Consider the following 21,226-nt stretch of genomic DNA (forward strand, 5'->3'; position numbering starts at 1 on the left):
CGGGGATGGCTGAGTGATCCTCGCCGAACCAGGGAAATCTGCACCAGAAATGCACCACGCCCCGCCCGGGATACGGAAAAACCCCCGATTTCTCGGGGGTTTCCATGGCGGTGACGGTGGGATTTGAACCCACGGTAGGGGGTTACCCTACACAACTTTTCGAGAGTTGCACCTTCGGCCGCTCGGACACGTCACCGCGGACAAGCTTACGACACCGCGCGCCCGCGCGCGAATCGAGACGACTCACCGGCACCCTCACCAGGCCGCGGCGACCTCCGCGTGCGTGCGCAGGATGCCCTCGGTCGATCCGGCCGGCGCGCGGCCGATGCCGCACTCGGTCGCGACGCCGAACGTCGGAACGTACGTCCGGGCCGCGGCGATGCGGCGCTCCGCGCCCTCGGCGCCGTCTTCACGGTGCACGAGTCCGAGGTACAGCTCGTTCACCGGCAGCAGGTCGGCGAGCGGGGCGAAGTACCCCTCGTCGTCTCGGTCGATCGGCACCGGCAGGTGCAGCCACGTGAACGCGCGATCGGATGCCTCGGCCACCGCGTTCGCATACGCCACGAGGTGCGAGGTGTCGGTCGGCTCGAAGAAGTGGTGCTCGCCCGCATCGCCGTAACAGAGGTGCACGCCCACCTCGACGTCGGCCGGCACGGCGTCGACGAGCGTCGCCAGCCGCGCGACGAGACCGGTGAAGACGTCGCCGTCCCACCAGGCATCCATCAGCGCGCCGTATCCCGACGCACCCTCGATGATTCCCATCTCGCTCGCGACGTCCCACTGGATCGCGAGGTCGCCGTGCGGGATGGCCTCGGCGATCTCGTCGAGTTCGCGCAGCATCGCGGCGGTGTAGTAGACCTCGAACGCCTCGCGATCGGCGCCCTGGAAGAACGACGAGATGACCGCGAGCGGCGTCGGCAGCGCGACCTCGAAGCGCGTGCCCTCGGCGATCACGCCCTCCTCGCGCAGACGGCGGAACACCTCGTACGACTCGATCGCCGCCGACGCATAGCCGAGCGGAGGGATCGCGATGGTCGACGGGTCCACGCCCTCGGCGAGGCGCAGCCCGCGAGCGTCGATCCCCGCACCGAACGGGATCGGCTCGTCACCCACACGCTCGATGCCCTCGGCCTCGCCGAGCACGTCGGGCTGGAACATGATCCAGTGGAACCGCTTGCCGACCTCGCCGTCGGGAATGCGCCGGAGGCGATCCCCGAGCAGCTCCGATGCCGTGCGCATCGTCGTCTCGGCGTCGTCGAAGTTCACACTGCCCACGAGAAGGGCGCCCTGTGGCTGCGTCATGACCTCAGGGTAGCCGCGGCATCCGACATCGGTCCCGTCCGGTTAAGCACGGTGACGTCCCCGGCGGGCACCGGACCGCCAAGTTAGGATGGCCTCAGGGAAACCGAAGGAAGGATGCACCATGGCATTCATCACCTCCGATGCTCTGGCCGAGACCGGATACGTCGTGCTCGACGACCACGATCAGGCCGCCGACCCCGCCGAGTGGCTCGACCTCGAGTACATCCCCTGGCGGTCCTCCGGCATCACCCGCTTCGCCCCGCTGGCCAGCTACGCCGGCGACCTCGAGTGCAACGGCTTCTGGAACCACACTCCCCCGCGCACCGACAAGCACGGCGTGTGGGTCGAGCCGCAGGTCGCGCTCGCCCCGACCCTGCAGGCGCGGGCGCTCGAGCCCGGTGCCGCGGTCGGCCGCTGCCGCGTGATCGAGCTGCAGCCCAACGAGTACCCCGACGCGGTCTACAACCTCCACCAGGACGACAACAACCGCCTCAACGACGAGGGCACCGGCTGGGTCGTGCGCGGGTACTACAACCTCACCGACGACCCCGACTCGATGCTCATCCTGCGCAGCGACCGCTTCGACCCGGCCACCGAGATCCGGCTGCCCCTCGGTGCGGGCTCGCGCATCATCGTCGACACCCAGCGCTTCTGGCACGCGGTGTGGCACCGCGGCAGCGCCCCGCGCTACGCCCTCATCACCTCGTGGACCTCGGGTCCCGAACTCGACGCCTACATCGCCGCGAACCACGGCGATCCGCACCCCGCGACCGTCGACCTCGACCCCGCGTTCGTGGACGCCGCGCAGGTCGAACTGCACCGCCGCATCGAGGAGCGCCGCCGCGCCTTCGAGGCGCAGGGCATCGTCATGGAACCCCCGACGCCCCTGCACATCTGACGCTGCGCCCTTCGTCACCTCGGTTCCTGAGCGAGCGCAGCGAGACGACGGGCCGCCCATCCGCTCATCTGCACGGACAGGCCCCGTCTGCACGACCGTATGCCGCATCTCGCCGTGCAGACGTGATCACTCCGTGCACGTGAGCGCGGCATCCGCTCGCCCCCCGCTCATCGCGGCATCCCCCGCATCCGCAGGGAGAAATGACACGTGCAGGAAGATCGGCCGATTCGCCCTGCACATGTCACTTCTCCCTGCAGGTGGCCGGCCCGACCGGTCGACGGACGGATGCCGCGGCGCCCGCGCACGCGCGAACCCGTCAGACCGTGCGCCCACCCTCGAGCCGCACGACCCGGTCGACCGACCCGGCGGGCGGCGCGATGTGCGAGATCAGCAGCACCGACTGCTCGCCCGCGGCACCGAGCAGGTCTCGCAGCAGGGCGTCGGAGGCATCCGGATCGACGCCGGCGGTCGGCTCGTCGAGCACGAGCACCGGGAATCCCCGCAGGAGCGCGCGCGCCAACGCCAGCCGCTGCGCCTGCCCGCCCGACACGAGCGCGCCGCGGTCGCCGACGCGGGCATCGAGTCCTCCGCGCTCCTGCACCCACTCCGCCAGCCCGACCCGTGCGAGCACGGCGAGCAGTTCGTCGTCGGTCGCGGTGTCGCGGGCGAACAGGAGATTCTGACGGATGTCCTCGTCGAACAGCTGCGGGCTCTGCTCGCACAGCCCGACCACGCTCCGCAGCGCGGGCCCCGCGAGCGACGACGCATCGACATCGCCGACGAGGTACGAACCCTCCGCCCGCAGGAAACCCACGAGCACCGCGGCGAGCGAGCTCTTGCCCGCGCCGCTGGGGCCCGCGACGAGCACACGCTCCCCCGGCTCCAGGTCGAGAGACACCCCGCGCAGCGCCGGAGCACCGCCGGGCCAGGATGCCGCCACATCACGCAGCCGCAGCGCGGGGACGCCCGTCGGCGCCGCGTCGTCTCCCGCGTCGGAGCGCAGCTCGTCCGGCATCCGCTCGGGCAGCACGTCGACGATGCGCGCCGCGCTCGACCGCACGCTCCGCCACGATGCCGCGGCGATCGGCACCGCCCCGAACACCTCGAAGACGACCATCGGCACGAGCACGACGACCGCCAACCAGGGACCGTCGATCGCGCCGGTCGCCAGGCCCGGCGAGGCGGCGGCGACGGCCCAGACGGATGCCGCGCCCGCAACGGCCGAGACGACACCGGCGGCTGTGGCCTGCGCGAGCGAGGCGCGGGTCACGACGCGGCGGAGCGCGGCATCCGCTGCCGTCACCCGTTCGCGCGCCTGCGGCTCGGCCCCGTAGGCGAGGAGCACGTCGAGGCTGCCGAAGTAGTCGACGAGCGCGGCCGAGAGGTCGGCGCGACGATCCGAGACGAGGGCCTCGGCGCGCGAGCCGAACAGCCACCCCATCCCGATCGCGGCGGCGCCCGCGACGATCAGGCAGGCGAGCAGGGTGAGGGCGGCGATCGGCGAGACGAACGCGATGAACACGACCGCGCCGACGGCCACGAGCCCGGAAACGCCCAGCGGCTGCACGACGCGCAGGGGCAGGTTCTGCAGGTTCTCGACGTCGTCGACGAGCGCCGAGAGCACCTTGCCGCGGTCGGTGCGGCCGAGTCCCGCGGGCGAGAGCGGGATGAGGCGGCGCACCATGTCGGCGCGGGTGGTGGCGAGCTGGCGGAGCGCGGCGTCGTGCCCGCTGAGACGCTCGAGGTAGCGGGTGACGGCACGCGAGACCGCAAAGAACCGCACCCCGACCACGGCGATCGACAGCGGAACGAGCGAGTCGACGATCGAGGCGCTGACGATCAGCCAGCCGCTCACGGCGAGCAGGCTCACGGCCGCGGCGGCCGACAGCATGCCCCAGATCAGACCGGGGGTGAAGCGGCCGAGCGGCGGCTGCGCGAGACGCAGCACCTCGCGGATGCGCGCGGCGCGGCCGGCATCCGGGCGGCCGGCGTCCGGGCGACTCGTGTCGGGGTGAACGGCGGCGCTCATGCGTGCACCCCCAGTGCGACGACGAGATCGGAGATCTCGCGGGCCGTGCGACGGTGCGAGACGAGGAGGATCGTGGCCCCGGCATCCGCCCGCTCGCGCAGCGACGACCACAGGCGCTGCTCGGTGTCGGGATCGAGGGCGCTGGACGGCTCGTCGAGCAGGAGCACTCGACGAAGGTCGCCGGCCTGCCGGTAGAGAGCGCGAGCGACGGCGACGCGCTGCGCCTGTCCGCCCGAGAGGCCGTTGCCCTGCACGCCGAGCTCGAGTTCCGGATCGAGGTCGGCGCACGCCGCGTCGAGCGCGCCGCGCACGCGGGCCTCATCGGGCTCGGCATCGCCGAGCGACACGTTCGCGGCGATCGTGCCCTGCATCAGACCGGGTGTCTGGCCGGCCCACGCCGTCCAATCCGCCGGCGACAGCTCCCGCACGTCCACCCCGCCGAGCGTGGCCGCGCCCTCGAACGCCACTGCTCCGCGCAGCGCCGCGAGCAGACTGGTCTTGCCCGACCCGCTCGGCCCCTCGATCAGAGTGATCGTGCCGGGTTCGGCGGCGAACGACACCGGCGGCAGATCGCGCACGCGCAGGTTCTCTACGGTCAGGCCGGGCGCGGCGTCCGTACCCAACTCAGGAAGAATGCCGGAAACGGGCCCCGAAACCCCGGAATCGGCGCTGCGCCGCTCCGTTGTTCCTGAGTTGGGTACGGCCCCCGCCCGGTCCCCCGCCTCGTCGAGCACCGCGAAGATGTCCTCGGTCGCCGCGACCCCCTCGGATGCGGCGTGGAACTGCACCCCGACCTGCCGGATCGGCAGGAACGCCTCGGGCGCCAGCAGCAGGACGAAAAGTCCGATCTCGAGCGACAGGTCGCCCGACAGCAACCGGAACCCGACCGCCACCGCGATCAGCGCGACCGCGAGCGAGGCCAGAAGCTCCATCGCGAAACCCGACAGGAACGAGAACCGCAGCACCTTCATGGTCTCGCGGCGGTAGTCGTCGGCCGTGGACTCGATGCGGTCGGCGGCGCGGCGCTCGCGCCCGAACAGCCGCAGCGTCGAGAGCCCCTGCACGGTGTCGGCGAAGCGCACCGCGAGCCGCTGCAGCGTCTGCCATTGCTTCTGCTGCACGGTGCGCGTCGCGATGCCGATGAGGATGAGGAACAGGGGGATCAGCGGCAGGGTGACGGTGGCGATCAGCCCGCTCTCCCAGTCGAACCACCACATGATCGCGAGCAGCACGGGCGTCGCGATCGCGGTCATCACGAGCTGCGGGATGTACCGCGCGAAGTACGAGTCGAGCGCTTCGAGTCCGTGCCCCGCGGTCACCGCGAGCCCGGCCTGGTTGCGCTGCGCGAGCCACGACGGCCCGAGCTTCCCGACGGCGCGGATGAGGGCGCCGCGCAGCTGCATCCCGGTCTTCGCCGCGGCCCGCGTGCCCGCGGCATCCGAGGCGGCGATCAGCAGCCCGCGCAGCAGGGCGGTGCCGAGCAGGGCGAGGAGGGATGCCGAGACGTCGCGGCCCGCGATGGCCCCGGTGACGGCATCCGTCAGCAGCCAGGCGAAGACGATCACGACCGCCGTCTGGACGACGCCGATCAGCGCGGATGCCGCGAGGAATCCCCTCGCGGCACCCGCGTAACGCAGCAGTCTCGGGTCGACGGGTTTCACGCGTGCGCCGGAGCCCCCTCGATGGACGAGCGCGTGACGCGCTTGCGGAAGACCCAGTACGTCCAGGCCTGGTAGGCGATGACGAGCGGGGTGGCGATCAGCGCCGTCCAGCTCATGATCTCCAGCGTATATTGCGTGCTCGAGGCGTTCGCGATCGTCAGGCTGTAGGCCGGGTCGATCGTCGAGGGCATCACGAACGGGAACAGCGCGGAGAACAGCATGACCACCGCGAACAGCACCGTCAGCATGCCGCCGATGAACGCCCAGCCGTCGCGGCGCACGAGCGAGAATCCGACGGCGGCGATCAGGCTGACGGCGGCGAGCGCCCCCGCGCCGATCACGAGCCACAGCAGCGGAGCCTCGCGGTTCATCGCGATCAGCACGGTCCACACCACGGTCGCCGCGGCGGCGAGGATCGTGGGTCCGGCGGCGAGCTTCGCGAGTCGGTGGGCGTCCTCGCGCACGGGGCCGTCGGTCTTGAGGGCGACGAACAGCACGCCGTGCAGGAAGAACAGCAGCAGCGTGGTCACACCGACCATCAGCGCGTACGGGTTCAGCAGCGAGAAGAAGCCGCCCACGAAGATGTGGTTCTCGTCGAGCGCGACGCCCTGCACGATGTTGCCGAACGCGACGCCCCAGAGCAGGGCCGGCACGACCGAGCCGATCACGATCATCCGGTCGAAGCCCTGCTTCCACTTCTTGCTCTCGCGCTGGTGGCGGTACTCGAACGAGACGCCGCGCAGGATGAGCGCGAGCAGGATGAGCAGCAGCGGCAGGTAGAACCCGCTGAACAACGTCGCGTACCACTCGGGGAACGACGCGAACAGTACGGCACCGGCGACGATCACCCAGGTCTCGTTGAGGTCCCAGACCGGACCGATGGTGTTGATGACCTGACGGCGCGAGACGTCGTCCTTGCCGAGGAAGGGCAGTGACATGCCGACGCCGAAGTCGAAGCCGTCGAGCACGAAGTAGCCGACGAAGAAGAAGGCGACGATGAAGAACCAGAGCGTTGCGAGATCCATGGTGTTCCTTCCTCTCAGTACACGACCGACGGCAGCTGGGCCGTCTCCTCGTGGGGTTCTTCGGTGGTGTCGGGCCCCTTCTGGGCGGCCCGGATGATGAGGCGGATCTCGACGACCGCCAGCGAGGCGTAGATCGCGGTGAAGGCGATGAGCGAGATGAGCACCTCGAGTCCGCTCACGCCCGGCGAGACGCCGTCCTGCGTGGTCATGAGTCCGAACACGATCCAGGGTTGGCGCCCCATCTCGGTGAAGACCCAGCCCATGATGTTGGCGGCGAGGGCGAGCGGGAACGACCAGATCGCGATCTTCCACATCCACGGCGCGGGCTCGCGCTTGGCGTTCTTGCGGGTGATCCAGAGGCCGACGAGAGCGACGAGGGCGGCGGCGATGCCGAGGCCGATCATCCAGCGGAACGCCCAGTAGGTGACCCAGAGGATCGGGGCGAAGTCGGTGATGCCGGTGTCGGCGAACGTCGTCAGGTACTCGGCGTTCAGGTCGTTGATGCCGTGCACGCACGCGTCGAAGGAGTGCGTCGACAGCAGCGACAGCAGGTACGGCACGCGGATCGAGAACAGCTCCGAGCTGCCGTCGGGTGTGCCGAGCGTGAAGATGCTGAACGAGGCGTCGTAGCCGCAGACGGTGTTGAACGTCGCCTCCGCCGCAGCCATCTTCATGGGTTGCGCCGCGTACATCGCGAGGCCGAGCTGGTCACCGGTGAGCACGACGCCGGCGGTCGAGACGATCATCGCCCAGAGGCCGAACTTCAGCGAGATGCGCATGGTGTCGAAGTGCTGGCGACGGGCGAGGTGCCAGGCCGAGACCGAGATGACGACACCGGCGGCGAACATCAGCGCGCCGAAGATCGTGTGCGGGAAGGCCGCGAGCGCGACGGGGTTGGTCAGCAGCGCCCAGAAGTCGGTGAGCTCGGCGCGGTTCGTCTCGGGGTTGTAGACGTAGCCGACCGGGTTCTGCATGAACGCGTTGGCGGCGATGATGAAGTACGCCGAGAGGATGCTGCCGATCGAGACGCACCAGATGGTCGCGAGGTGCAGCTTCTGCGGGAGCTTGTCCCACCCGAAGATCCAGAGGCCGATGAACGTCGCCTCGAAGAAGAAGGCGAGCAGACCCTCGAAGGCGAGCGGTGCGCCGAAGACGTCGCCGACGAAGCGGGAGTAGTCCGACCAGTTCATGCCGAACTGGAACTCCTGCACGATGCCGGTGACGACGCCCATGGCGAAGTTGATGAGGAAGATCTTGCCGAAGAAGCGCGTGAGGTGCAGGTACTGCACCTTGCCGGTGCGCACCCATGCGGTCTGGAAGATCGCCGCCACGAGCGCCATGCCGATCGTGAGCGGCACGAACAGGTAGTGGTAGACGGTCGTCAATCCGAACTGCCATCGTGACAGGACCAGGGGGTCGAGCCATTCCATGGAGCACTCCTCTTTCTCAGCCTGCTGCCACGCTAACGACGGGCCTGCCGCCCTCGCGGGGCTGCGGGCCGTGAATAAAACGGATGCTCGCCTAGGCGGCGGACATCTCCGTCAGACGCAGCTGCACGGTGCAGTCCGCCGGGAGGGCGGACGTGCGCACGGCATCCGCAGAGATCGGCCCACCCGCTTCGGTGAGCACCCCCTGCATGAGGCCGAGGTGCACGCTGCAGAGCATCGGACGGTCTTCCGCGCGGCCCGCGGCATGCGGGCACGGGCTGAGATCGACGGTGAGCTGCACGTCGTCGACGACGGGCTCGAAGCCGCTCTCTTCCAGGTGTTCGATGAGTGCATCGAGTTGATAGGTCGCGTCGCGACCGAGATCGGACGCCGCGCCCGGCATGACCCGGCGCAGGAGGTCTCCACGGCGGGCCGCGGCGCTGACCTTGTCGCGCGCGATGGGGCTGGAGGCATCCGCCATCCCGGTCGCGGCGCTGTAGAGGGTGCGGGGGCGTCCGCGGGTGGTGCGGTGCTCGGTGGCCGCGATCACGTATCCGCCCTCGATGAGGCGCTGCAGGTGCTCGCGCACGGTGTTGGCGTGCAGGCCCGTGGCCTCGCACAGTTCACCGATCGTGCGCTGCGCACGCGTCTGCACGAGGTGCAGGAGCTGCACTCGCGAGTACGTGGAGATCGGCCCGCAAATGGGCCCGGCGCTGGCCATGACTCCAGTATGGCCCGCGGGGATCGGCGGATGAAGCCGTTCGCGATAGGGATGTCGGATGCCCGCGATAGCCCGGTCGCATGGGTGTCCGAGGCCCTCGCGACCGACGCGTGCGCCGCGATGTCGGATGCCGCGGCTAGCCTGGCTGAATGGCCACCCGTCGTCCCGCCCCGCCCGCGTACGTCTGCACCGAGTGCGGGTGGACGACCGCCAAGTGGGTGGGCCGCTGCGGCGAGTGCCAGCAGTGGGGAACGGTGCAGGAGCAGGCGACGCAGACCGGCATCGTGCAGCGTGTGAGCGCGCAGGCTCCCCTGGCGGCGAAGGCCGCGCGTCCGATCACGCAGATCACCACGACCGATGCCCCTCGCCGCACGAGCGGGGTCGGCGAGTTCGACCGCGTGCTCGGCGGCGGCATCGTGCCCGGGGCGGCGATCCTGCTCAGCGGCGAGCCGGGAGTGGGCAAGTCCACGCTGCTGCTCGAGGTCGCGGCGAAGGCCGCGCACGCCGGGCGGCGGGTGCTCTACGCGAGCGCCGAGGAGTCCCCCGCGCAGGTGCGTCTGCGCGCCGAGCGCACCGGGGCGCTGCACGACGAGCTGTACCTGGCGAGCGAGACCGATCTCGCCACGATCCTGGGCCACATCGACGAGGTGCAGCCGCAGCTGGTGATCGTCGACTCGGTGCAGACCGTCTCCTCGGCGATGATCGACGGCGCGGCCGGGCAACCCAGCCAGGTGCGCGAGGTGGCCTCGACGCTCATCCGCGTCGCGAAGGACCGTGGACTGCCGATCATCATCGTCGGGCATGTCACGAAAGACGGTCAGGTCGCCGGGCCCCGTGTGCTCGAGCACCTGGTCGATGTCGTGTGCCACTTCGAGGGCGACCGGCAGACGTCGCTCCGCTTCATCCGCGCGCTCAAGAACCGGTTCGGCCCCACCGACGAGGTCGGATGCTTCGAGATGACCGGCGACGGCATCGCCGAGGTTCCCGACCCCTCCGGGCTGTTCCTCTCGCAGGGGGCGACCGAGCCCGGCACGTGCGTGGCCATCTCGCTCGAGGGGCGCCGCGCCCTCCCCGTCGAGGTGCAGGCGCTCACCGTGCCCACGCAGGCCCCGAACCCGCGGCGCGTCGTGCAGGGCGTCGATGCGGCGCGGGTCGCGATGGTGCTCGCGATCCTCGAGCGGCGCGCGGGAGTACCGACCAGCAACCTCGACGTGTACGTCTCGACCGTGGGCGGAGTGCGCTTCACCGAGCCGGCCGCCGACCTGGCGATCGCGATCGCGGTGGCCGGGTCGATCCGTCAGATCTCGGTGCCGCGCACGGTGGCGGCCGTCGGCGAGCTCAGTCTGGCCGGCGAGATCCGCCCCGTGACCCAGTCGGCGCAGCGCCGATCAGAGGCCGCGCGCCTGGGCTACGAGCAGGTCGTCGACGACCGGTCGAAGACGCTGCGCGCCGCCCTCACCGATGTGAAGGCGCGCAGCGGCGGGGGCGGTCGACGCGACGAGCGCGACATTCCGCCGTTCTGAGGACAGTGCGGCGGGAAGCCGTCGGGAAGCCGTCAACGGCGCGGTGTCGCGCGGCTCAGGCCTCGAGCGCCTTGAGCAGCTCCTGCGGCGAGGCCTGCATCGGGTGAGGACCGGCGATGTCGAGGAACACGGTCGTGATCGGATGCGTGCCGAGGAACTTCCGCAGCCACTCGGCCGTGTAGATGCCGACGCCCGGAGGCAGGTTGTCGGGCTTGTTCTTCGCGTCGCTGAACAGCAGCAGGGCGAGGTCGCCGCTGTTCGGATCGCGGTAGGTCCACACCTCGCCGGTGTCGAGCGGGTTGTCGCGTGCGCCGGGCTTCACCAGCGGCACGACCGTCGTGCCGTTGCGCAGCGCGAGGGCGACCGCCGCGACGTCCTGCTTCTCGAGCGCCAGTGCCAGGGCATCCGATCGGAAGTCCTCGGGTGCCGGCTTCTGCTTCGCGCTCTTCGCCTTCTTCGCTGCCATGCCTCCAGCCTAGGCGCGCGAGAAACCACATTCGCCGCGAAACATCACGTCTGGCGTGGTGTCTCGCGGCGAAAGCGACGTCTCGACGCGGGCGAAGCCTGCGGAAACGATTGGGGCCCTCTCGAGTCCCACATTGGGGACTGGGGTACTCGAGAGGGCCCTCGGATTCTCGAGCGGCGGTGTCGAAGCGCTGGGGACGCTGTAAGTCGACGCCACTGGGGATGGCATGGTGCCGCATGAATCAGAGAATCGACTTCAATGGTATCCCAAAGAACCAGCCCTGTCAGCCGTTACCGATGCATCAGAGCTTTTCGGAACAATAAACCGGGACTTATACGCTTTTCGAAGCGTTCCGAGCCGAAGACGGTCGGAATCGACTCAGTAGAGCAGGATCTGCTGCGTGGATACGCTGGCGAATCCACCGATCGACACGGCGACGTGATACGACGCGCCGCCGCCCGGAGCCCGCTGGCGGTTCTCCTGCTCGCAGGTCTCGACGCTCGATCGCGTGCGATCCCAGGTGACCGGATCCTTGCTCGTGACGGTCGTTCCCGCGGTGAGCGTCGCGATCATGCTGCTCGGGTTCTGCTGGCAGTCGGTCGAGCGCCACCACACGTCGGAGCCGCTCGAGACCGTGATCGACTGCATGGTCGAACCGACGTCGAGCGTGCAGTCGCTCGAGCCTTTGTTGGTGAGCGAGATCGACAGCTTCGGCAGCACACCGTCGGTGTACGATTCGGCGTCGGCGACGGCCTTCACCTCGATGTCCTTCGCCTGGCACGCCACGATCGCGGGCGCCTGCGATGCGTCCGGCACATCCTCCGGAGCCTCGTCCGGCGGAAGCTGCGGGTTGGACGCCTCGGCATCCGGACTCGCGACCGTGCCGGGGGTCGGGGTCGACGCGGTCGACGAGGTCGTCGGGGTGGGCTTCGGGGTGCTCTCGGACGCGGCCGAGGCCCACGGCTGGGCGAGCAGCAGCCACACGCCGATACCGATCGCCGCGAGCACGAGGATCAGCCCGCCGAGCAACACGATGCGCCGACGACGATAGACGGCTGCGGACTGACGGGGCATGGGTTCCAGGCTAGTTCAGGTGCTTCAGCATCCGCGTGTTGCCGAGCGTGTTGGGCTTGACGTGCGCGAGATCGAGGAATTCCTCGACACCCGCGTCGCCGCTGCGCAGGAGCTGCGAGTACACGTCGGGATCGACGACCTGCTCGCCGATGGTCGTGAAGCCGCGGCGCGTGAAGAACTCGACCTCGAACGTCAGGCAGAACAGCCGCGAGAGTCCGAGCGTGACCGCGTTCTGCTCGAGGCGGTCGACGATCGCTCGCCCCACCCCGTGGTGCAGCCAGGCATCGCTGACGAGCAGCGTACGCACCTCGCCGAGGTCTTCCCAGAAGACGTGGAGCGCGCCGCAGCCGATCAGCTCGCCGTCGGCCTCGGCCACGACGAACTCCTGCACGGCGCCGTAGAGCACGGCGAGGTCCTTGCCCAGGAGGATGCGCTGCTCGACCATCGGCTGCAGCAGATTGCGGATGCCGACGATGTCGGCGCTCCGCGCCGGCCGGACGATGTAGTCGCTCACCCCTCCAGCCTAGAACCGCCGCCTGCCTGCGACCTTGAAGCGGGCACAGGAAAGGGGGCGGATGCCGAAGCATCCGCCCCCTCCTTCGTCTCGCTCCGCTCGCTCAGGAGCCGAGGTCGACGATCAGGTCACTCCCCGCTGGCGATCGCCAGGTCGGGGGTGCCGGAGATGTCGCCGCCGGTGTTGACGCCGACCGAGACCGGGCCACCCTCGCGCGGGCCGTGCTCGAACAGGAACTCCCCGTCCTTCGCGTCGACCTTCACGTGGTCGCCCGAGTCGAGCTCGCCGTGCAGGATCTTCTCCGACAGGCGGTCTTCGACCTCGTGCTGCATCGCGCGACGCAGCGGGCGGGCACCGAGCGACGGGTCGAACCCGATCTCGATGAGACGCTCCTTGGCGGCCTGCGACAGCTCGATCGTCATGTCGCGGTCGAGCAGCCGCTCGCTGAGGCGCTTGGTGAACAGATCGACGATCTGCACCAGCTCCTCCTTGTTGAGCTGCGGGAACACGATGATGTCGTCGACACGGTTCAGGAACTCGGGCTTGAAGTGCCGCTTGAGCTCTTCGTTCACCTTGCCCTTCATCCGCTCGTAGGTCGTGGCGTTGCTGCCCTCGATCTGGAAGCCGACGGGACCACCGGCGATGTCGCGCGCACCGAGGTTCGTGGTCATGATGATGACGGTGTTCTTGAAGTCCACCACGCGACCCTGGCCGTCGGTGAGCCGACCCTCTTCGAGGATCTGCAGCAGCGAGTTGAAGATGTCGGGGTGGGCCTTCTCGATCTCGTCGAAGAGCACCACGCTGAACGGCTTGCGACGCACCTTCTCGGTGAGCTGGCCACCCTCTTCGAATCCGACGAACCCGGGAGGGGCACCGAACAGACGCGAGACGGTGTGCTTCTCGCCGAACTCGCTCATGTCGAGCGAGATGAGGGCGGCTTCGTCGTCGAACAGGAACTCGGCGAGCGCCTTGGCCAGCTCGGTCTTTCCGACACCCGTGGGGCCGGCGAAGATGAACGAGCCCGAGGGACGCTTCGGGTCCTTGAGGCCGGCGCGCTGACGACGGATCGTCTTCGACAGGGCGGCGATGGCCTCTTCCTGACCGATGACGCGCTGGTGCAGGGCCTTCTCCATGAAGACGAGTCGCGAGGACTCCTCTTCCGTCAGCTTGAAGACGGGGATGCCGGTGGCCTGTGCGAGCACCTCGGCGATCAGACCTTCGTCGACCACCGCGGAGGTGGCGACGTCGCCCGCACGCCACTGCTTCTCGAGGCGCAGACGCTCGGCGAGGAGGCTCTTCTCCTCGTCGCGGAGGGCGGCGGCCTTCTCGAAGTCCTGCTCTTCGCTGGCGACTTCCTTCTGCTCGCGCACCTTGGCGATCTTCTCGTCGAACTCGCGCAGCTCGGGTGGGCTCGACAGGATCGACAGACGCAGGCGTGCGCCGGCCTCGTCGATCAGGTCGATGGCCTTGTCGGGCAGGAAGCGGTCGGAGACGTAGCGGTCGGCGAGGTTCGCCGCCGCGACGATCGCGCCGTCCGTGATCTGCACCTTGTGGTGCGCCTCGTAGCGGTCGCGCAGACCCTTGAGGATGTTGATCGCGTGCGGCAGGCTCGGCTCGTTGACCTGCACCGGCTGGAAGCGGCGCTCGAGGGCGGCATCCTTCTCGAAGTGCTTGCGGTACTCGTCGAGCGTGGTGGCGCCGATGGTCTGGAGCTCACCGCGGGCGAGCAGCGGCTTGAGGATGCTGGCCGCGTCGATCGCGCCCTCGGCAGCACCCGCACCCACGAGGGTGTGGATCTCGTCGATGAAGACGATGATGTCGCCGCGCGTGCGGATCTCCTTGGTGACCTTCTTCAGGCGCTCCTCGAAGTCACCGCGGTAGCGGGAACCGGCGATGAGCGAGCCGAGGTCGAGCGAGTACAGCTGCTTGTCCTTCAGCGTCTCGGGCACATCGCCCTTGACGATGGCCTGCGCGAGGCCCTCGACGACGGCGGTCTTGCCGACGCCGGGCTCACCGATCAGCACGGGGTTGTTCTTGGAACGGCGGGAGAGGATCTGCATGACCCGCTCCGCCTCCTTCTCGCGCCCGATGACCGGGTCGAGCTTGTTGTCGCGCGCGGCCTGCGTCAGGTTACGACCGAACTGGTCGAGAACCTGCGAGCCGCCCTGCGCGCTCGGGGTGTCGTTGCTCTGCGCGCCGACGGCGGCCGGCTCGCGGCCCGGGGCGCCCGAGAGCAGCTGGATGACCTGCTGGCGCACCTTGTTGAGGTCGGCGCCCAGCTTGACGAGCACCTGCGCGGCGACGCCCTCACCCTCGCGGATGAGACCGAGCAGGATGTGCTCGGTGCCGATGTAGTTGTGGCCGAGCTGCAGGGCCTCGCGGAGGCTGAGCTCGAGCACCTTCTTGGCGCGGGGGGTGAAGGGGATGTGGCCGGTCGGCTGCTGCTGACCCTGGCCGATGATGTCCTGCACCTGCTCGCGCACCGCGTCGAGGGAGATGCCAAGGGACTCCAGCGCCTTGGCGGCGACGCCCTCGCCTTCGTGGATGAGACCGAGCAGGATGTGCTCGGTACCGATGTAGTTGTGGTTGAGCATCTTCGCCTCTTCTTGGGCGAGGACGACCACACGACGGGCTCGGTCCGTGAATCTCTCGAACATTGTCAACTCCTTGGTTCGCACGTTCCCTGTGGGTGCGAGCGCTTGTATACCGAGAGTAACGACCGCGGATGCCGTGTATGCCCGTGTTCGCCGTCGGCATAGTGCGGTGACGCCCCGCTACGGCGCCGATGGGACGGAAGGGTTGACGTCTTTATCGAGAGTCGATATGTTAACGGGAATCGATAACAACGATCATCGATAAGGAGTGGACATGAGCATCTCGCATCAGAACCGACCGTCGCGCGGAGACCGCTGGTCGATCGCCGCCTTCTCGCTCGCCGGCGGCGCGATCGCCGCGTGGATCGGCGTCAGCGCCGTGATGCGCATCATCGTGCTGGCGGGCGGCACGAACGTGCCGGTGACGCTCGAGTTCGTCGACGGGGTCGCCGACGTCGCTCTCACCGACGGCTCGGCGACGGTGCCGATGGAGCTCGACCGCGGCATCCTCGTCGCCCCGCAGCTCACGCCGATCGCGATCGTTCCCGGCATCCTGGGCCAGCTCGTGCTGATCATCACGGTCGTGACGGTGGTCGGATGCCTGCTGCTGCTCGCGCGCAGCATCCTGAGCGGTCACGTCTTCAGCCGCCGCAACTCCGCCCTCGTCTCCATCGCCGGCATCACCGGTCTGATCGGCTTCGCGGCCGTGCGGTTCTTCGACAACATGCTCGCGAACGCCACGGTCTCGCTCATGACCGAGAATCGTCTCGACACTGCGGTGCTCACGGTCGAGCCGTTCACGTGGATCTTGGCCGCGTTCATCGTCGCCGTGATCATGACCGCCTTCACCGTGGGCGATCGCCTGCAGCGCGACAAGGCGACGCTCGAGAAGGAGACGGAGGGACTCATCTGATGGCCACCCGTATCTCGCCCCGTTCCGAGATCGCCGACGCGGTCACCGTCATCTTCTACGCGGTCGCCTCGGTCGTGATCATCGGCATCGCCACCTGGCTGCGCGTGCTCACCACCTTCCGGGAGGACGGCATCGCGTGGACCATCCCCATCGACGCGATGCCGGTCGAGGCCACCGGCGACTCCGGGGCGGTCTCGGTCTCCGGCATCGCCGAGGAAGTGGTGGTCTACGCGTCGGGCGTCAACGCCGTCTCGATCGCGGCCATCGTCGCGTCGATCGCGCTGTGGGCGCTGTCGGCGCTGCTGATCATCGGCTCGGTGATCCTGCTGGCCGGGAACTTCCTGCGCGGGCGCTTCTTCGTCGACGCGAACGTGCGGGCGCTCGTGGCGACCGGGTGGACCCTTGTGATCGCCCCGATCGCGATCGTGCTCTTCGACACGATGGGCCGCAACGGAGTGCTCAGCGCCATCGGCGTCAGCCCCGGCGAGCCCGCGCATCCGCTCGAGTTCTGGTCGATCCTCCCGATCTTCGCGATCGGAATGGCCGTCGGACTCATCGCTGTGGCCTTCCGTCGCGGGATCCGAACCCAGCGAGAGAACGAGTCCTTGCAGAAGGAAACCGAGGGTCTCGTATGAGCCCCGCGGAGAACGACGACGAGCTCACCGGCATCCACTGCCGCCTCGACGAACTGCTCGCCGACCGCGGCATGACGCTCACCGAGCTCAGCGCGCGCGTGGGGGTGAGCATCGTGAACCTGTCGGTGCTCAAGAACGACCGCGCCCGCGCCATCCGCTACTCGACGCTGCGGGCGATCTGCGACGCGCTCGACTGCGAGGTCGGCGAGCTGCTGGTGCTGGCCGAGCGCCCCTAGAACCGGGGCGGCTGCGGCGGCGCGGGCTGCGGGGCGAGGGGCTCGACGACGACCGCGGTGCCGTACGCGCAGATCTCGGTGAAGTTCTGGATCGACCCGGCGTCGAAGCGCATCGCGACGATCGCGTTGCCGCCGCGCTGCTGGGCCTCGGCCCACATGCGCCCCATGACGACCTGCCGGGCCTCGTACATGACCTGGGTGTACTCGGGGATCTCGCCGCCGCCGAGCGAACGGAAGCCCGCGGCGAACCCCTGACCGAAGTCGGTCGAGCGCACCGTGAGGCCCATGACCTCGCCGAGCACCTGCGTGATGCGGTAACCCGGAATATCGTTCGTCGTCACCATGAACATGAGGCCATCGTGCCAGAGCACGGAGCCATTACCAGAAATCATGATGGGTATATATCCCCATCCAGATATTCCTATCAATGGGCTGAGAGCCGATAACCTGGCCGCATGATGAACTTCGACCGGAAACTGCGCACCCGCTCCCGCCTGCTGCTGGCCCTGCCCGCCGCGGCCCTCGCCCTCTCGCTCGCCGCCTGCGGTGGCGCGAGCCGTCCGTCTCAGGCCGACGTGGCTTCGGGCCTCACCCAGTACTTCGAAGACGCCGGCCAGGGCGACATCCTCAATGAGAAGGCCGCCGACTGCTTCGCCGGTTACCTCGTCGACTCGGAGCTCAGCAACGAGACCCTCAACTACCTCGCCAACGGCGAGGACAAGCAGGCCAACCAGGACGACTACACCCTGGTCCAGAAGGTCCTCACCGACAACATGGAGGAGTGCCTCGCTGCGGGAGAGTGATCCTCCCCGTCTGACCTCCGGTCGGATCGACATCGAAGGATGACGGATGCTGCGGCATCCGTCATCCTTCGTCATTTCCGCCCAGGGAATTCTCAGACAGACCTAGCGTTGAACGTTCTGGCGTGTATATCGGCATGCCGCAATCTGTTCTGGAGTTCCCCCGCAATGAGTACCACCGCTCGCGCGCAGAAGGCGCCTGATACCCGCGGACCGATCCGGAAGCTGCTGACGTCGTTCGGCTTCCAGATCCTCGCCGCCCTCGTCCTCGGCATCGCCGCCGGCCTCATCGGCCGCCAGCTCGGCGCCACCGCCGAGAACCCGAACGGCCTCTCGGCCACCCTCGACACCATCGGCAGCTCGTACGTGACGCTGCTGCGCGCTGCCGTCGTGCCCCTCATCTTCACCGCCATCGTGGCGAGCATCTCGAACCTGCGCCGCGTGCAGAACGCCGCCCGCCTCGCCGGCCAGACGCTGCTGTGGTTCGCGATCACCGCGTTCATCGCCGTCGTCATCGGCATCGTGCTCGGCCTCGTCATCCAGCCCGGCGCCCGCGCGGGCGAGGGGCTCGAGCCCGGCGAGCCCTACACCGTCGGCACGTGGTGGAACTTCCTGCTCGGCCTCATCCCGCAGAACTTCCTCGGCATCGGAGTGAGCAGCTCGTTCGACGCCGAAGCCGGCGCCGTCTCGTCGAGCGTCAGCTTCAACATCCTGCAGGTCATCGTCGTCGCGGCCGTCGTCGGCATCGCCGCGCTCAAGGCGGGCAAGAAGGCCGAGCCGTTCCTCGTCTTCACCGAGTCGCTGCTCAAGGTCATCCAGCGCGTGCTGTGGTGGATCATCCGCATCGCCCCGCTCGGCACCTTCGGCCTGATCGGCGCCGCCGTCATCAAGTACGGCTGGGAGAAGCTCGCCTCGCTCGGCTGGTTCGCGATCGCGATCTACGTCGGTCTCGCGCTCGTGCTCTTCGTCGTCTACCCCGTGCTGGTGAAGACCCACGGCCTGTCGATCAAGCAGTACTTCTCGGGTGTCTGGCCCGCCGTGCAGCTGGCCTTCGTCAGCCGCTCGTCGATCGGCACCCTGCCGCTCACCGAGCGCGTCACCGAGCGCAACCTCGGCGTGCCCCGCTCGTACGCCTCGTTCGCCGTGCCGTTCGGCGCCACCACCAAGATGGACGGCTGCGCCGCGATCTACCCGGCCATCGCCGCGATCTTCGTCGCGCAGTTCTTCGGCATCGAGCTCAACTTCGTGCAGTACCTGCTCATCGTGATCGTCTCGGTCGTCGGTTCCGCCGCGACCGCCGGCACCACGGGCGCGGTCGTCATGCTCACGCTCACGCTGTCGACGCTCGGCCTGCCGCTCGAGGGCGTGGGACTGCTGCTCGCGATCGACCCGATCCTCGACATGGGCCGCACCGCGGTCAACGTCGCGGGCCAGGCGCTCATCCCGACGATCGTCGCCAAGCGCGAAGGCATCCTCGACGAGCGCCTCTACAACGCGCCGCGCGAGGGCCTCCCCTTCGCCGAGGACGATGACGACGACGCCCCCGAGGCGGATGCCGGCACCACCGCCGCACCGGAGCCCGCCGCCACGCGCTGAGCGCCACCCGCCGCATCACCGAACGAGCGCCCCGTCCTCTTCCAGGACGGGGCACTCTCGTTCGTCAGCGGGATGCCGCGGCTACGCGCGCTCGCCCGGACGGGTCGCCCCGCGGGTGTCCATGGCGAGCTCCTCGGCATCCATCGCCGCGATCAGCTCGCGCATGACCTCCTCGTCGAGGTTGCCCTTGTCGCGTTCCTCGAGGAGGATCTCGCGGCGCACCTGCAACCAGCCCTTCGAGAGGGCGACGAGGTCGTCGTACGACGGCTTGGCGACCGAGTCCTCGACCTCCTGCGCCTCGTCGGTGTCCTTCTCGACGCGGTTCATGCGCTTGGCGAAAGCGTCGAAGATCGAGAGGTCGACCTCGCCGTACTTCTCCTCCCACTCCACGCGCTTCTCGGCGAGGAACGCCTTGCCGGCCCGACGACTCTTCTCCTTCACCGCGGCGAGGGCCTTCTCATCCTCGGCGTGATCGACGTCGCTGGCGATGCCGAGCCGGCGGATCAGCATCGGCAGCGTGAGCCCCTGCAGCAGCAGCGTGCCGACGGTCACGATGAACGCGACCACGACGATCGCGTGCGAGGCCCGCTCGTCGAGGGTGGCGAGGTCGGCCGCGGCGAGCGCCGTCGCGAGCGTGACCACGCCGCGCATGCCCGCCCAGGAGATGACCGCGTTGTCCTTCCAGGTGAGCTGGAGGCCCGCCATCCGCTCGCGCACGATCTGCGTGCGCAGCTCGTCGGGGGTGTATTGGCCCCAGCGCCGCGACTGCTTCTGCCGCTTCTGGAACTCTCCCGATTCGACCCCCCGATCCCAGCGGGCGAGGCGCCGACGGTCCTGGAAGTTCGCCCAGGCGTTGGCCGGGAAGATGAACAGCGGGCGCACGATCAGCACGACCACGAGCACGGCGCCCGAGAGCAGCAGGATCTCGCCGATCGATTCGGCGCCGAGGTCGCTGACCACGCGCGGCAGCTGCAGACCGATGTACGCGAACACGAAGCTCTCGAGCAGGAAGTCGGCCGAGAGCCAGATCGGCTTCTCCTGCTGACGGGTCGTGTAGTCGGTGCGCGGAGCGTTGAAGCCGACGTACAGGCCCATCGCGACGACCGCCAGTACACCCGAGCCGTTGAGGTGCTCGGCGATGGCGTAGGCGCCGAAGGGAGCGAGCAGGCCGAACGTACCGATCACGACGGGGTCGGAGATGCGCATGCGCAGTTGGTGCAGCGCGACGCCGAACACCAGGCCGATGCCGACACCCACCGCCACCGCGACGATGAACTGCCAGATGCCGCCCCAGACGCTCACGGTCGCGCCCGCGAGGATCGCCGCGAACACCCGGTACAGAGTCAGCGAGGTCGCATCGTTGATGAGGCTCTCACCCGACAGCACCGTCATGATGCGGCGCGGCAGGCCGAGCTTGCGGCCGATCGCGGCGGCCGAGACCGCATCGGGCGGAGAGACGATCGCGCCGAGCAGCAGCGCCCCGGGAAGGCCCAGATCGGGGAAGATCCACCACGCGATCAGACCGACGGCGATCGCCGTGATCAGCACCAGCCAGATGCCCAGGCGGCGGATCTGCGGCAGGCTGCGCCGGAACCCGACGAACGAGACGTCGAGGGCCGCCGAGTACAGCAGCGGCGGCAGCACGAGGTTCAGCAGCAGGTGCCCGTCGGCACGCAGCTCGGGCACGAACGGAAGGAACGACACCGCGAGCGCGACGACCGTGACGAGCAGCGGGGCGGGCCACCCGCGCCAGCGGGCGATGGCCGCCACGACGACGGCGCCGACGAGGACGTAGAAGATCTCGGCATCCAT

The 21,226-nt window shown here is 68.9% G+C and carries 19 protein-coding genes and 1 tRNA gene; 7 read left to right on the forward strand and 13 right to left on the reverse strand.

All coding sequences use genetic code 11. The annotated features are described in order from the left end of the window. Positions 1-105: 105 nt before the first annotated feature. Both ACZ5Y9_RS15695 and ACZ5Y9_RS15700 read right to left on the reverse strand, forming a co-directional pair. Positions 106-196: transfer RNA gene (locus ACZ5Y9_RS15695), tRNA-Ser, on the reverse strand. 59 nt (positions 197-255) lie between these two features. Continuing rightward, on the reverse strand, positions 256-1,302 hold the full coding sequence (locus ACZ5Y9_RS15700) for a hypothetical protein (protein ID WP_464471785.1): 1,047 nt from the start codon (positions 1,300-1,302) through the stop codon (positions 256-258). 121 nt (positions 1,303-1,423) lie between these two features. On the opposite strand from ACZ5Y9_RS15700, the gene ACZ5Y9_RS15705 reads away from it, so the two are divergent. After that, positions 1,424-2,200, forward strand: a complete 777-nt coding sequence (locus ACZ5Y9_RS15705) for a hypothetical protein (RefSeq protein ID WP_464471786.1) — start codon at positions 1,424-1,426, stop codon at positions 2,198-2,200. Positions 2,201-2,516: 316 nt separating this feature from the next. On the opposite strand, the gene cydC is transcribed toward ACZ5Y9_RS15705, so the two are convergent. The 5 genes from cydC to ACZ5Y9_RS15730 form a co-directional block, all read right to left on the reverse strand. Then, a complete protein-coding gene (gene cydC, locus ACZ5Y9_RS15710; protein ID WP_464471787.1) occupies positions 2,517-4,229 on the reverse strand; it encodes a thiol reductant ABC exporter subunit CydC in 1,713 nt (570 codons plus the stop codon). After that, a complete protein-coding gene (gene cydD / locus ACZ5Y9_RS15715; protein ID WP_464471788.1) occupies positions 4,226-5,890 on the reverse strand; it encodes a thiol reductant ABC exporter subunit CydD in 1,665 nt (554 codons plus the stop codon). Before cydD ends, cydC begins: the two co-directional genes overlap by 4 nt. Beyond that, positions 5,887-6,915, reverse strand: a complete 1,029-nt coding sequence (gene cydB, locus ACZ5Y9_RS15720; protein ID WP_464471789.1) for a cytochrome d ubiquinol oxidase subunit II — start codon at positions 6,913-6,915, stop codon at positions 5,887-5,889. The genes cydD and cydB overlap by 4 nt, the downstream gene beginning before the upstream one ends. 14 nt (positions 6,916-6,929) lie before the next feature. Then, positions 6,930-8,345, reverse strand: a complete 1,416-nt coding sequence (locus tag ACZ5Y9_RS15725) for a cytochrome ubiquinol oxidase subunit I (protein WP_247624553.1) — start codon at positions 8,343-8,345, stop codon at positions 6,930-6,932. Between the two features lie 91 nt (positions 8,346-8,436). Continuing rightward, a complete protein-coding gene (locus tag ACZ5Y9_RS15730) occupies positions 8,437-9,063 on the reverse strand; it encodes a helix-turn-helix transcriptional regulator (RefSeq protein ID WP_464471790.1) in 627 nt (208 codons plus the stop codon). A 149-nt stretch (positions 9,064-9,212) separates the two neighbouring features. Here ACZ5Y9_RS15730 and radA point away from each other — a divergent pair, with 149 nt between their 5' ends. Then, positions 9,213-10,586: a DNA repair protein RadA gene (gene radA, locus ACZ5Y9_RS15735; protein ID WP_404597353.1), complete on the forward strand. Its 1,374-nt coding sequence runs from the start codon at positions 9,213-9,215 to the stop codon at positions 10,584-10,586. A gap of 55 nt (positions 10,587-10,641) precedes the next feature. Here radA and ACZ5Y9_RS15740 read toward each other — a convergent pair whose 3' ends face one another. The 4 genes from ACZ5Y9_RS15740 to ACZ5Y9_RS15755 form a co-directional block, all read right to left on the reverse strand. Further along, positions 10,642-11,052, reverse strand: a complete 411-nt coding sequence (locus ACZ5Y9_RS15740) for a dehydrogenase (protein ID WP_247624550.1) — start codon at positions 11,050-11,052, stop codon at positions 10,642-10,644. A gap of 378 nt (positions 11,053-11,430) precedes the next feature. Continuing rightward, positions 11,431-12,126, reverse strand: a complete 696-nt coding sequence (locus ACZ5Y9_RS15745) for a hypothetical protein (RefSeq protein WP_464471791.1) — start codon at positions 12,124-12,126, stop codon at positions 11,431-11,433. 10 nt (positions 12,127-12,136) lie between these two features. Next, entirely contained in the window at positions 12,137-12,640 is a 504-nt protein-coding gene (locus ACZ5Y9_RS15750; protein ID WP_247624548.1) for an amino-acid N-acetyltransferase, read from the reverse strand. A 128-nt stretch (positions 12,641-12,768) separates the two neighbouring features. Next, a complete protein-coding gene (locus ACZ5Y9_RS15755) occupies positions 12,769-15,297 on the reverse strand; it encodes an ATP-dependent Clp protease ATP-binding subunit (protein ID WP_247624547.1) in 2,529 nt (842 codons plus the stop codon). Positions 15,298-15,508: 211 nt separating this feature from the next. Here ACZ5Y9_RS15755 and ACZ5Y9_RS15760 point away from each other — a divergent pair, with 211 nt between their 5' ends. The 3 genes from ACZ5Y9_RS15760 to ACZ5Y9_RS15770 are packed head-to-tail and all read left to right on the forward strand — an operon-like array spanning position 15,509 to position 17,018. Further along, the gene (locus tag ACZ5Y9_RS15760; protein ID WP_464471792.1) at positions 15,509-16,147 is read left to right on the forward strand and encodes a hypothetical protein; all 639 of its coding nucleotides are present in this window, start codon (positions 15,509-15,511) and stop codon (positions 16,145-16,147) included. Further along, positions 16,147-16,782 (forward strand): hypothetical protein, encoded by a 636-nt coding sequence (locus tag ACZ5Y9_RS15765; protein WP_464471793.1) that lies wholly within the window; start codon positions 16,147-16,149, stop codon positions 16,780-16,782. The genes ACZ5Y9_RS15760 and ACZ5Y9_RS15765 overlap by 1 nt, the downstream gene beginning before the upstream one ends. Then, positions 16,779-17,018 (forward strand): helix-turn-helix domain-containing protein, encoded by a 240-nt coding sequence (locus ACZ5Y9_RS15770; RefSeq protein WP_247624544.1) that lies wholly within the window; start codon positions 16,779-16,781, stop codon positions 17,016-17,018. Before ACZ5Y9_RS15765 ends, ACZ5Y9_RS15770 begins: the two co-directional genes overlap by 4 nt. On the opposite strand, the gene ACZ5Y9_RS15775 is transcribed toward ACZ5Y9_RS15770, so the two are convergent. Further along, positions 17,015-17,410 (reverse strand): YbjQ family protein, encoded by a 396-nt coding sequence (locus ACZ5Y9_RS15775; protein ID WP_247624543.1) that lies wholly within the window; start codon positions 17,408-17,410, stop codon positions 17,015-17,017. The two genes, ACZ5Y9_RS15770 and ACZ5Y9_RS15775, sit on opposite strands and share 4 nt — an antisense overlap. A gap of 63 nt (positions 17,411-17,473) precedes the next feature. On the opposite strand from ACZ5Y9_RS15775, the gene ACZ5Y9_RS15780 reads away from it, so the two are divergent. Together ACZ5Y9_RS15780 and ACZ5Y9_RS15785 are read left to right on the forward strand one after the other, a co-directional pair. Further along, positions 17,474-17,821, forward strand: coding sequence for a hypothetical protein (locus ACZ5Y9_RS15780; protein ID WP_247624542.1), 348 nt, complete (start codon positions 17,474-17,476; stop codon positions 17,819-17,821). Between the two features lie 165 nt (positions 17,822-17,986). Next, positions 17,987-19,414 (forward strand): dicarboxylate/amino acid:cation symporter, encoded by a 1,428-nt coding sequence (locus ACZ5Y9_RS15785; protein WP_464471794.1) that lies wholly within the window; start codon positions 17,987-17,989, stop codon positions 19,412-19,414. A gap of 81 nt (positions 19,415-19,495) precedes the next feature. Here ACZ5Y9_RS15785 and ACZ5Y9_RS15790 read toward each other — a convergent pair whose 3' ends face one another. Further along, positions 19,496-21,226: a cation:proton antiporter gene (locus tag ACZ5Y9_RS15790; protein WP_464471795.1), complete on the reverse strand. Its 1,731-nt coding sequence runs from the start codon at positions 21,224-21,226 to the stop codon at positions 19,496-19,498.

It is taken from the genome of Microbacterium sp. T3-8 (genome assembly GCF_055398145.1).